The following is a 12616-nucleotide window of genomic DNA, read 5'->3' as shown; positions in this document are numbered from 1 at the left end:
CAGGAGCCATCCCATGAGCAACGACACCAGCGACGGCAGCGACAGCAGCGGCGCCGACTTCGCACTGGACTTCGCGACCACTCCGTCCCCGGAGCGTCGTGCCGCGGCGGAACGCGAGGAGATCCTCGCCGACCCCGGCTTCGGCAAGCACTTCACCGACCACATGGCGTCCGTCTCGTGGACGATCAACGACGGCTGGCACGGCGCCTCGGTCCACGCGTACGGACCGCTCTCCCTCGACCCGAGCGCGAGCGTCCTGCACTACGCGCAGGAGATCTTCGAGGGCATGAAGGCGTACCGGCACGCCGACGGGTCGGTGTGGTCGTTCCGTCCGGACGCGAACGCGCGACGGTTCGCCCGTTCGGCGCGACGGCTCGCGCTCCCGGAACTGCCCGAGTCGGTCTTCGTCGAGTCCGTCCGGCAGCTGGTCCGCGCGGACGAGGCCTGGGTGCCGTCGGCCCCGGAGACGAGCCTGTACCTCCGCCCGTTCATGATCGCGACCGAGGCCTTCCTCGGCGTCCGCGCCGCCCACGCGGTCCAGTACCACTGCATCGCGAGCCCAGCTGGGGCGTACTTCACCTCGGGGCCGGAGCCGGTGTCGATCTGGCTGTCGACCCGGTACGCCCGCGCAGCCCGGGGCGGCACCGGTGCGGCGAAGACCGGCGGCAACTACGCGGCGTCCCTGCTCCCGCAGCAGGAGGCGTACGAGCACGGCTGCCAGCAGGTGATGTTCCTCGACTCCGAGAAGGGCGAGTACCTCGAGGAGCTCGGCGGCATGAACGTGGTCCTCGTCCGCGCCGACGGCACGCTGATCACGCCCGACTCGGACTCCATCCTCGAGGGCATCACGCGCGACTCGATCCTGCAGCTCGCGGTGGACCGCGGCCTCCGGGTCGAGCGTCGTCCGGTCAGCCTCAGCGAGTGGCGGGACGGCGTCGCGGACGGCACCATCACCGAGGCCTTCGCGTGTGGCACCGCGGCGGTCGTCACGCCGATCGCGGAACTCCGTGGCGACGGCTTCACGATCGGTTCGCCGACCACCGGTGCCGGCGAACTGACGATGTCGCTGCGTACGGAACTGACGGACATCCAGTACGGACGCCGTCCCGACCCGCACGGGTGGATGGTCCGGTTGACGGAGCCGACGACCACCACGAGTGCTGAGTAGGGTCGACGCGTGAAGATCGCACGGTTCAGCACCGAGGGGGAGGACCCCCGTTACGGCATCCTCGACGAGCGCGCACTGGTGGTGCTCGCCGGCGACCCGATGTACCAGGGCTTCGAGACGACGGGGGAGCGGGTGCCCCTCGCGGACGCGAAGCTGCTCGCCCCGGTCATCCCGCGGTCGAAGGTCATCGGCGTCGGGCTCAACTACGCCGAGCACGTCTCGGAGATGGAAGAGCACACCGCCGACGACCCGGTGGTGTTCCTCAAGCCGAACACGTCGGTCATCGGTCCCGAGGACCCGATCCGGCTGCCCGCCGACATCGGCCGCGTCGACCACGAGGGCGAGCTCGCCATCGTGATCGGGTCCCTCGCCAAGAACGTCGCGAAGGAGGACTTCGCGAGCGTCATCCTCGGGTACACGATCGCGAACGACGTGACCGCCCGTGACCTGCAGGCGCGCGACGGCCAGTGGGCCCGCGCCAAGGGCTTCGACACGTTCTGCCCGCTCGGTCCGGTGATCGAGACCGAGATCGACCCGTCGGACATCCGCATCGAGACGCGCGTCGACGGGGACCTCCGTCAGGCCGCGTCCACGAACGAGATGGTGCACGACATCCCGACGCTCATCGAGTTCATCTCGTCGATCTGGACCCTGCTCCCGGGCGACGTCATCCTGACCGGCACCCCGGCGGGCGTCGGCGCGATCCGCGACGGCGAGGTGGTGGAGGTCACGATCTCCGGCATCGGATCGCTCCGCAACCCCGTGATCGCTCGGCACTGACCGGCGACGGCACTGACCGGCGACGTCGCCGACCTGGAGGCCCGACACCGTCACGGTGTCGGGCCTCCGTCCGTCCCGGGGCCGGCATCACCCCTCCTGGCCGCGATCGGCGATGGGGCGGGCGACACGCCCGGGCGTCGAGCTGGCTTGGCGCTGCCGTTCACCCGTGCGTAGAGTAATCACTCGTTGCCGCTGAGGCGGAGAACGGATCGGCCGAGACGCTGACGGAGTTCGACTCCGGGAGATGCAGTCTGGCTCCGGTTCTTCCCCGGGCAACGAGCCAGCCTCTCTGGCGAAGCATCCTGGTGGTGTGGAGTGGGGAGTGCGTCTGGTCCTTGAGAACTCAACAGCGTGCACATTGTCAATGCCAATTTTATTGACCTCGTGCCTGGTCGGTTTCCACCGGTCGGGTCATGATGCAATTCCTTTTGGATTGAAGATTGTCAGTAGACAGTCAACAGTCAAGATCAACTCGCTGGCACTTCGGTGTTGGTTGTAATTTTTTACGGAGAGTTTGATCCTGGCTCAGGACGAACGCTGGCGGCGTGCTTAACACATGCAAGTCGAACGATGATCAGGAGCTTGCTCCTGTGATTAGTGGCGAACGGGTGAGTAACACGTGAGTAACCTGCCCCTGACTCTGGGATAAGCGTTGGAAACGACGTCTAATACTGGATATGACTACTGGTCGCATGGCCTGGTGGTGGAAAGATTTTTTGGTTGGGGATGGACTCGCGGCCTATCAGCTTGTTGGTGAGGTAATGGCTCACCAAGGCGACGACGGGTAGCCGGCCTGAGAGGGTGACCGGCCACACTGGGACTGAGACACGGCCCAGACTCCTACGGGAGGCAGCAGTGGGGAATATTGCACAATGGGCGAAAGCCTGATGCAGCAACGCCGCGTGAGGGATGACGGCCTTCGGGTTGTAAACCTCTTTTAGTAGGGAAGAAGCGAAAGTGACGGTACCTGCAGAAAAAGCACCGGCTAACTACGTGCCAGCAGCCGCGGTAATACGTAGGGTGCAAGCGTTGTCCGGAATTATTGGGCGTAAAGAGCTCGTAGGCGGTTTGTCGCGTCTGCTGTGAAATCCCGAGGCTCAACCTCGGGCTTGCAGTGGGTACGGGCAGACTAGAGTGCGGTAGGGGAGATTGGAATTCCTGGTGTAGCGGTGGAATGCGCAGATATCAGGAGGAACACCGATGGCGAAGGCAGATCTCTGGGCCGTAACTGACGCTGAGGAGCGAAAGCATGGGGAGCGAACAGGATTAGATACCCTGGTAGTCCATGCCGTAAACGTTGGGCGCTAGATGTAGGGACCTTTCCACGGTTTCTGTGTCGTAGCTAACGCATTAAGCGCCCCGCCTGGGGAGTACGGCCGCAAGGCTAAAACTCAAAGGAATTGACGGGGGCCCGCACAAGCGGCGGAGCATGCGGATTAATTCGATGCAACGCGAAGAACCTTACCAAGGCTTGACATACACCGGAAACGGCCAGAGATGGTCGCCCCCTTGTGGTCGGTGTACAGGTGGTGCATGGTTGTCGTCAGCTCGTGTCGTGAGATGTTGGGTTAAGTCCCGCAACGAGCGCAACCCTCGTTCTATGTTGCCAGCGGGTTATGCCGGGGACTCATAGGAGACTGCCGGGGTCAACTCGGAGGAAGGTGGGGATGACGTCAAATCATCATGCCCCTTATGTCTTGGGCTTCACGCATGCTACAATGGCCGGTACAAAGGGCTGCGATACCGTAAGGTGGAGCGAATCCCAAAAAGCCGGTCTCAGTTCGGATTGAGGTCTGCAACTCGACCTCATGAAGTCGGAGTCGCTAGTAATCGCAGATCAGCAACGCTGCGGTGAATACGTTCCCGGGCCTTGTACACACCGCCCGTCAAGTCATGAAAGTCGGTAACACCCGAAGCCGGTGGCCTAACCCTTGTGGAAGGAGCCGTCGAAGGTGGGATCGGTGATTAGGACTAAGTCGTAACAAGGTAGCCGTACCGGAAGGTGCGGCTGGATCACCTCCTTTCTAAGGAGCATCTGGTCAGTGCTGCTCACCGTCGTGGTGGGTTGGTTGCTGGTCCAGGCGCCCGGTTCGGACCGAACGTGTCCGACGGGTAGCTCATGGGTGGAACATTGACAGTGCAGTCGGGAGCGCGTCTTCTGGTCTCAGTACGCTCGGGTGTCTCTTTGTGAGGTGTCTGGGTTGGAACGGGTCGGGGGGAAGCGGGTTGGCTGGTGCACGTTGTTGGGTCCTGAGGGACCAGGCTTCCTGATCGTCGGGTTGTCTCTTTTGGAGGCGGGTTCGGTGGTTGGGGGTTGGGCCGCAAGGTCCTTCGGTGGGCTGCATGAGGCTAGGCGTTGTGTCTGGTGGAGTGTGGTGCCGATCGTATGTTGAGAACTACACAGTGGACGCGAGCATCTTTAGATTCGCGTCATCGATGATCGTCGGCTTTCGGGTTGGCGTGAAACATGGCGTTGGATCGCAATTTTAATCTTTGTGGTCAAGTTTCTAAGAGCAAACGGTGGATGCCTTGGCATCTGGAGCCGAAGAAGGACGTAGAAATCTGCGATAAGCCTCGGGGAGCTGATAATCGAGCTGTGAGCCGAGGATTTCCGAATGGGGAAACCCCGCCAGGCGACTTGTCGACCTGGTGACTCCCGCCTGAATATATAGGGCGGGTAGAGGGAACGTGGGGAAGTGAAACATCTCAGTACCCACAGGAAGAGAAAACAACATGTGATTCCGTGAGTAGTGGCGAGCGAAAACGGATGAGGCTAAACCGATCATGTGTGATAGCCGGCGGGCGTTGCATGGTCGGGGTTGTGGGACACGTCGCTCAGTTCTGCCGGACTGGGACGGTTACAGCGCATCATAGTCGAACCGGTTTGAAAGCCGGGCCGTAGTGGGTGCCAGCCCCGTAGACGAAATGGTGTTATGGCCGGATGTGTATCCCAAGTAGCACGGGGCCCGAGAAATCCCGTGTGAATCTGTCAGGACCACCTGATAAGCCTAAATACTCCCAGATGACCGATAGCGGACAAGTACCGTGAGGGAAAGGTGAAAAGTACCCCGGGAGGGGAGTGAAATAGTACCTGAAACCGTTTGCTTACAAACCGTCGGAGCCTCCTTTGTAGGGGTGACGGCGTGCCTTTTGAAGAATGAGCCTGCGAGTTAGCGATATGTGGCGAGGTTAACCCGTGTGGGGTAGCCGTAGCGAAAGCGAGTCTGAATAGGGCGATTCAGTCGCATGTCCTAGACCCGAAGCGAAGTGATCTATCCATGGCCAGGTTGAAGCGACGGTAAGACGTCGTGGAGGACCGAACCCACTTCAGTTGAAAATGGAGGGGATGAGCTGTGGATAGGGGTGAAAGGCCAATCAAACTTCGTGATAGCTGGTTCTCTCCGAAATGCATTTAGGTGCAGCGTTGCGTGTTTCTCGCCGGAGGTAGAGCTACTGGATGGCCGATGGGCCTCAACAGGTTACTGACGTCAGCCAAACTCCGAATGCCGGTGAGTGAGAGCGCAGCAGTGAGACGGTGGGGGATAAGCTTCATCGTCGAGAGGGAAACAACCCAGACTACCAACTAAGGCCCCTAAGCGTGTGCTAAGTGGGAAAGGATGTGGAGTTGCACAGACAACCAGGAGGTTGGCTTAGAAGCAGCCACCCTTGAAAGAGTGCGTAATAGCTCACTGGTCAAGTGATTCCGCGCCGACAATGTAACGGGGCTCAAGCACACCGCCGAAGTTGTAGATTTCGCACATAGACAAGCCTTCGTGGTTCAGTCGTGCGGAGTGGTAGGAGAGCGTCGTGTGGCGAGTGAAGCGGCGGAGTGATCCAGCCGTGGACGCCACACGAGTGAGAATGCAGGCATGAGTAGCGAAAGACGGGTGAGAAACCCGTCCTCCGAAAGACCAAGGGTTCCAGGGCCAGGTTAATCCGCCCTGGGTAAGTCGGGACCTAAGGCGAGGCCGACAGGCGTAGTCGATGGACAACGGGTTGATATTCCCGTACCGGCGAACAACCGCCCAAGCTAATCCAGTGGTGCTAAGAGTCCTAACCCGGCACTTGTTGATCCCTTCGGGGTGAGACGGGCCGGTCTAACGCTCGACCCCATGCTGGTGCGGTTAGCGTATGAACAGGTGTGACGCAGGAAGGTAGCTGAGCCAGGCGATGGTATCCGTAAGGTGAACCTGGTGTAAGGATGTAGGGCTGACGATAGGCAAATCCGTCGTCTGTACGCCTGAGATCCGACGCGTACCCGTCAGGGGAAATCAGTGATCCTATGCTGCCGAGAAAAGCATCGACGCGAGGTTGCAGCCGCCCGTACCCGAAACCGACTCAGGTGGTCAGGTAGAGAATACCAAGGAGATCGAGATAATCGTGGTTAAGGAACTCGGCAAAATGCCCCCGTAACTTCGGGAGAAGGGGGGCCGGACACGTGACCGGATTCACTCCGTGAGCGTTGAAGGCCGCAGAGACCAGTGGGAAGCGACTGTTTACTAAAAACACAGGTCCGTGCGAAGTCGCAAGACGATGTATACGGACTGACGCCTGCCCGGTGCTGGAAGGTTAAGAGGAAGGGTCAGCCTCACGGCGAAGCTCTGAATTTAAGCCCCAGTAAACGGCGGTGGTAACTATAACCATCCTAAGGTAGCGAAATTCCTTGTCGGGTAAGTTCCGACCTGCACGAATGGCGTAACGACTTCCCAGCTGTCTCAACCGCGAACTCGGCGAAATTGCACTACGAGTAAAGATGCTCGTTACGCGCAGCAGGACGGAAAGACCCCGTGACCTTTACTATAGTTTGGTATTGGTGTTCGGAGTGGCTTGTGTAGGATAGGTGGGAGACTGTGAAGCGGGCACGCTAGTGTTCGTGGAGTCATTGTTGAAATACCACTCTGGTCACTTTGGATGTCTAACGTAGGACCCTGATCGGGTTCATGGACAGTGCCTGATGGGTAGTTTAACTGGGGCGGTTGCCTCCCAAAGAGTAACGGAGGCGCCCAAAGGTTCCCTCAACCTGGTTGGCAATCAGGTGGCGAGTGTAAGTGCACAAGGGAGCTTGACTGTGAGACTGACAGGTCGAGCAGGGACGAAAGTCGGGACTAGTGATCCGGCAGTGGCTTGTGGAAGCGCTGTCGCTCAACGGATAAAAGGTACCTCGGGGATAACAGGCTGATCTTGCCCAAGAGTCCATATCGACGGCATGGTTTGGCACCTCGATGTCGGCTCGTCGCATCCTGGGGCTGGAGTAGGTCCCAAGGGTTGGGCTGTTCGCCCATTAAAGCGGTACGCGAGCTGGGTTTAGAACGTCGTGAGACAGTTCGGTCCCTATCCGCTGCGCGCGTTGGAAATTTGAGAAGATCTATCCCTAGTACGAGAGGACCGGGATGGACGAACCTCTGGTGTGTCAGTTGTTCTGCCAAGGGCACCGCTGATTAGCTACGTTCGGACCGGATAACCGCTGAAAGCATCTAAGCGGGAAGCCGTCTTCGAGATGAGATTTCCATGCACCTTGAGTGTGAGAGGCTCCCAGCAGACTACTGGGTTGATAGGCCGGATGTGGAAGCGGGGACTAACGACCCGTGGAGCTGACCGGTACTAATAAGCCGAAGACTTGACACACACTTTTTACCCACACCCTTACGGGTGTGGGGCTCGCGTCCACTTTGTGGTTCCCGACAGACGATCGGGAACAACTGAAACTGAACACCGCGCATGCGCGGAACGGTTTCGAAGCTTCCTTGTTGGAGTGTCGAAATTGTTCCGGTGGTCATAGCGAGAGGGAAACGCCCGGTCACATTCCGAACCCGGAAGCTAAGCCTCTCAGCGCCGATGGTACTGCAAGGGGGACCTTGTGGGAGAGTAGGACGCCGCCGGACTTCTTTCACAGAACGATCGAGCCCCTGACCGGGGTGAGCTTTAATGCTCACCCCGGTCAGGGGCTCTTTCGCGTCCCCAGCCGCATCCTCGACGCAGGGGCGTCGCCCCCGACACCGATCGGCAGGGGAGCGCCACGGTAGGATCGACGGCGTCATGACAGCGCCATTCTCCTCAGCCACCGGTTCCGACGTCCGCGTCCGGTTCTGCCCGTCGCCCACCGGAACGCCGCACGTCGGCCTCGTCCGTACCGCCCTGTTCAACTGGGCGTACGCGCGGCACACGGGCGGCAAGCTCGTGTTCCGCATCGAGGACACCGACGCCGCCCGGGACAGCGAGGAGTCGTACGGTCAGATCATCGAGGCGCTCCGCTGGTTGCGGCTCGACTGGGACGAGGGCGTCGAGGTCGGTGGCCCCCACGGCCCGTACCGGCAGTCGGAGCGTACGGACGTCTACGTCGACGCGATCGCGCGGCTCAAGGACGCCGGCCACGTGTACGAGTCCTTCGTGACGCCCGAGGAGATGGAAGCGCGGAACCGGGCGAACGGGCGGGACCCGAAGCAGGGCTACGACAACCACGAGCGCGACCTCAGCGACGCCGAGCGTCAGGCCTTCCGCGACGAGGGCCGGGAGCCGGCGCTGCGTCTGCGTGTGCCCGACCGTGACCTGGGCTTCCAGGACCTGGTGCGTGGCGACATCACCTTCCCGCAGGGCTCGTTCCCGGACTTCGTCGTGGTCCGGCCGAACGGCAAGCCGCTGTACACGTTCACGAACCCGCTCGACGACGCGCTGATGGGGATCACCCACGTCCTCCGTGGGGAGGACCTGCTGTCCTCGACGCCGCGGCAGATCGCACTCTACGAGGCGCTCCACGAGATCGGGATGGCCGACTTCATTCCGCAGTTCGGGCACCTGCCCTACGTCATGGGTGAGGGCAACAAGAAGCTCTCGAAGCGGGACCCGGAGTCGAACCTGTTCCACCACCGGTCGAACGGGATGGTGCCGGAGGGGCTCGTCAACTACCTCGCGCTGCTCGGCTGGTCGATCGGTCCCGACCGTGACGTGTTCTCCGTCGACGAGATGACCGCCGCGTTCGAGGTCACCGACGTGAACCCGAACCCGGCACGGTTCGACCACAAGAAGGCCGAGTCGATCAACGGCGACCACATCCGTCTGCTCGACGCGGCGGACTTCCGCGAGCGTCTCAAGCCGTACCTGACCGCGTACCTCGACGAGCCGGCGACACCGGAGCAGGAGCGTGTCCTCGCCCTCGCGGCACCGCTCGTGCAGGAGCGCATGCAGCTGCTGAGCGAGGCGCCTGCGATGCTCGGCTTCCTGTTCACGTCGGACGCGGACCTCGTGGTGGAGGACGACGCCCTCGCCTCGCTCAAGGGCGACCCCGTGCCCGTCCTGCAGGCCGGCATCGAGGCGCTCGACGCGCTCGAGAGTTGGGAGACCACGGCGATCGAGCAGGCGCTGCGTGGGGCGTTGATCGACGGACTCGGGCTCAAGCCCCGTGTCGCCTTCGGTCCGCTGCGCGTCGCGGTGTCCGGGCGACGGATCAGCCCGCCGCTCTTCGAGTCGATGGAGATCCTCGGCAAGGCGTCGACGCTCGCGCGACTGCGCTCCCTCGCGGCCCGCTGACGGCCGTGTACGACGTCGTCGTGGTCGGCGCGGGTCCCGCGGGGCTCAGCGCCGCGCTGAACCTGGTGCGGGCCAAGCGGACCGTCTTGCTCGTCGACGCGAACCGGCCCCGGAACGCGGCGACCCTCCGATCGCACGGGTTCATCACACGGGACGGCATCTCGCCCCTCGAGCTCCGGCGGCTCGGTCGCGAGGAGGTCGCCGGGTACCCGGAGGCCACGGTCACGCAGGCCGTCGTCGACCGGCTCTGGCGCGACGGTGACGCCTGGCGGGTGCACGGCAGCTGGCGGGGGACGGACGTGGACGCCGCTGCGCGCGCGGTCGTCCTCGCCACGGGTCTCCGTGAGGCGTTCCCCGCGCTGCCGTCACTCCGCGCGTTCTACGGCACCGACGTGCACAGCTGTGTGGAGTGCGACGCCTACGACAAGGCCGGGCAACCGCTGGCCTTCATCTGCGAGACGGACGACGTCGTCGACCGCGCGCTGCTCGTCGGCGCGTGGACGGACGACCTCGTGGTGTACACGAACGGCGTGGCCCCGGTGACCGGCGAGGGTCGCACGCGGCTCGAACGCGCGGGCATCCGTGTCGACGACCGACCGCTGGCCGACCTCGAGGGCGACCGCGACGGGATGACGGGTGTGCGGCTCGCGGACGGGCACGTCGAACCGCGCTCGGGCGCCTTCGTCCGCCCGGTGTGGCACGCGGACCTCGACTGGGTCGACGCGGACCTCGACCGGGACGAGCAGGGCCTGGTGCGGGTGGACCGGCTCGGTCGGACCGGCGCACCCGGGCTGTACGCGGTGGGAGACATCACGCCGCCGGGACCGGAACAGCTCATCGTCGCGGCCGGTCACGGGGCGTCGACGGCCGCTGCGGTGCACCGCGACCTGGTGGGTGGTCTCGAAGACCTCCGGGATGCTGTACAGTAGTTGATCGTGCCCCGGACAACGGGGCGCAGGACCGCAGGGTCCGATGGGGTATGGTGTAATTGGCAACACAGCGGTTTCTGGTACCGTCGTTCTTGGTTCGAGTCCAGGTACCCCAGCCAGCAACGTGATCGAAGGCCCCCGGGAAACCGGGGGCTTTCGTCGTTCCCGGGCTCGGCCGCGTGTTCGATCCGCTCGTCCACACCACGAGTGGCCCATCATGGGCGGAACAGCACGCGCCACGCCCGAACGCCGACGACGACGTCGTCGGAGGCGTCCGGCGACCGACCACCGACAGGGGACGTCATGATCATCTTCGGCAGCCGCACCAGGACCGCCCTCGCCGGCGTCCTCTTCTTCGCCTGTGCCCTCTGCGGATCGACCGCCGCGCAGCGCCTGCACCGCCTCCGCACCTGGTTCACGCTCTTCTTCGTGCCCGTGTTCCCCTTCGGACACGGCCGCTACGTGCTCCAGTGCTCGTACTGTGGCGGACAGTCCGCCATGCCCCGCGACGGTGCGGAACGCTTCATCGCCGACGCCGAGCACGCCCAGGCCGCACACGCCGCCCAGGAGACCCTGCCGCCGGACGCCCGGTAGGGACCGGGCCGGGCGTCCGCCGGACAACCGGTGACGCGGGGAGCCGGGATTCCGTCGGCCCGGCGACGGGCCGGACCCTGCGCGTGCAGGGCGGCGTACGCTCGTCGCCATGTTGGTCACGAAGCTCGAGCACGCCTGCCTCGTCGTCGAGGAGGACGGCGCCCGTCTGGTCATCGACCCCGGCGCCTTCACCCGCCCCGTCGAGGTGACGGGCGTGGTCGCCGTCGTCGTCACCCACGAGCACCCGGACCACGGCACCGCCGAGCAGGTGGCCGGCATCCTCGAGCGCAACCCGGGCATCCCCGTGTTCGGCCCGGCCGGTGTCGCCACGGCGTTGGCCGAGGTCGTCGCCGTGGACGTGGTGACCGCGGGGGAGGCCCGGACCGTCGGGCCGTTCTCCCTCACCTTCCACGGGACGCGACACCAGCTCATCCACTCGTCCGTCCCGGTGGTCGACAACACCGGGGTGTTCGTCAACGGGCTGCTGTTCCACCCGGGCGACGCTTACATCCACCCGGGCGTGCCGGTGGAGCTCTTCGCGACACCCGTCGGCGCACCGTGGCTCAAGATCGGTGAGCTCATGGACCACCTGGCAGCGGTGGCACCGCGACGCGCCGTCCCGATCCACGAGGCCACGCTCTCGGACATTGGGCTCGCCGGGCACACCGACCGGGTCCGTCAGGTCGTCGAACCCGCGGGCGAGGTCGTCTCGCTGGCGCCGGGGGAGTCGCTCCGGGTCTGAGGGCGGCCGACGAGCCGGGCGAGGCCGAGTGCGTCCCAGGGGGCGTGCCGTTCCGCGTCGTTGTCGAAGAAGACCCACACGTCACGGCCCGCCTCGTCGTGACGGCGGACGGTGCTGGCCCAGTCCGCCAGGGCCTCCGGTGGGTAGCCGTCGTGGTACGTGTGCGGCGCTCCATGCAGACGGAGGTACGCCAGGGGCGCGTCCGTGTCGTGGACGAACCGGGGGAAGTCCCCGGCGTGTGAGTCCACGAGCGCGACCCGGTGCCGGCGGAGCACCGCGAGGTGCTCGGGCGTGCCGGCGTCCGGCGACCGGACCTCGAGCGCGTGGTCGATCCGCAGCCTGGCGTGCTCCGTCGTCGTGGCGGGCTCGGCGACCTTGGCGTCGTGCCCGGTGGCGAGCGTGGCGGCGTCACCGTGGGAGCGGGGCAGGGCCGCCAGGAACGCGTCGAGGACCTCCGGCGTGGGCACGACGTGCTCGGGCAGCTGCCAGAGCACCGGACCGAGGGCCGGACCGAGCTCGAGCGGACCGGAGGCGAAGAAGTTCGCCAGCGCGGTGTCCACGTTCCGGAGCCGCAGCATGTGTGTGAGGTAGCGGCCGCCCTTGAGTGCGAACCGGAAGCCCTCCGGGACGGCCGCCCGCCAGGCGCGGTACCGGGACGGACGCTGCAACGAGTAGAAGGAGCCGTTGACCTCGACGGCCGGGAACCGATCACCGACGTGCTCGAGCCAGCGTCGTTTCGCCAGGCCCTCCGGGTAGAAGTCGCCGCGCCACGAGTCGTACTGCCAGCCGGACAGGCCGATGCGCACCGTCATCGACCCACCGTATGCCCCGGTCGGACCGGCGACACACCGGGACGGACGGGCTCGTTTTGGCGCTCGC

7 protein-coding genes, 1 tRNA gene and 3 rRNA genes are annotated in these 12616 nt (G+C 64.2%); 10 read left to right on the top strand and 1 reads right to left on the bottom strand.

The window, feature by feature from the left end; genetic code table 11:
* Window positions 1–13: 13 nt before the first annotated feature.
* The 10 genes from DEJ34_RS09780 (at window position 14) to DEJ34_RS09735 (ending at window position 11737) form a co-directional block, all read left to right on the top strand.
* Window positions 14–1168, top strand: coding sequence for a branched-chain amino acid aminotransferase (locus tag DEJ34_RS09780; RefSeq protein WP_110911059.1), 1155 nt, complete (start codon window positions 14–16; stop codon window positions 1166–1168).
* A 9-nt stretch (window positions 1169–1177) separates the two neighbouring features.
* Window positions 1178–1948: a fumarylacetoacetate hydrolase family protein gene (locus DEJ34_RS09775; RefSeq protein WP_110824457.1), complete on the top strand. Its 771-nt coding sequence runs from the start codon at window positions 1178–1180 to the stop codon at window positions 1946–1948.
* 502 nt (window positions 1949–2450) lie between these two features.
* Window positions 2451–3972 (top strand): 16S ribosomal RNA (locus tag DEJ34_RS09770).
* A gap of 473 nt (window positions 3973–4445) precedes the next feature.
* Window positions 4446–7573, top strand: a 23S ribosomal RNA gene (locus tag DEJ34_RS09765).
* Window positions 7574–7713: 140 nt separating this feature from the next.
* Window positions 7714–7830: ribosomal RNA gene (gene rrf, locus DEJ34_RS09760) — 5S ribosomal RNA — on the top strand.
* The 16S, 23S and 5S rRNA genes sit together here, the layout of an rRNA operon.
* A gap of 154 nt (window positions 7831–7984) precedes the next feature.
* Entirely contained in the window at window positions 7985–9472 is a 1488-nt protein-coding gene (gene gltX, locus DEJ34_RS09755) for a glutamate--tRNA ligase (protein ID WP_110890953.1), read from the top strand.
* A gap of 5 nt (window positions 9473–9477) precedes the next feature.
* Entirely contained in the window at window positions 9478–10401 is a 924-nt protein-coding gene (locus DEJ34_RS09750) for an NAD(P)/FAD-dependent oxidoreductase (protein WP_375342322.1), read from the top strand.
* Between the two features lie 44 nt (window positions 10402–10445).
* Window positions 10446–10520 (top strand) — tRNA-Gln (locus DEJ34_RS09745).
* A 184-nt stretch (window positions 10521–10704) separates the two neighbouring features.
* A complete protein-coding gene (locus DEJ34_RS09740; RefSeq protein ID WP_110901507.1) occupies window positions 10705–10995 on the top strand; it encodes a zinc ribbon domain-containing protein in 291 nt (96 codons plus the stop codon).
* A gap of 109 nt (window positions 10996–11104) precedes the next feature.
* A complete protein-coding gene (locus tag DEJ34_RS09735) occupies window positions 11105–11737 on the top strand; it encodes an MBL fold metallo-hydrolase (protein ID WP_110901506.1) in 633 nt (210 codons plus the stop codon).
* Here DEJ34_RS09735 and DEJ34_RS09730 read toward each other — a convergent pair.
* A complete protein-coding gene (locus DEJ34_RS09730; RefSeq protein ID WP_110901505.1) occupies window positions 11674–12549 on the bottom strand; it encodes a DUF72 domain-containing protein in 876 nt (291 codons plus the stop codon). The genes DEJ34_RS09735 and DEJ34_RS09730 overlap by 64 nt on opposite strands.
* Between the last annotated feature and the right edge of the window lie 67 nt (window positions 12550–12616).

Origin of the sequence: Curtobacterium sp. MCPF17_050 (assembly GCF_003224435.2) — a bacterium.
GTDB lineage: Bacteria > Actinomycetota > Actinomycetes > Actinomycetales > Microbacteriaceae > Curtobacterium.
This window is presented reverse-complemented; position numbering and strand designations above follow the sequence as displayed.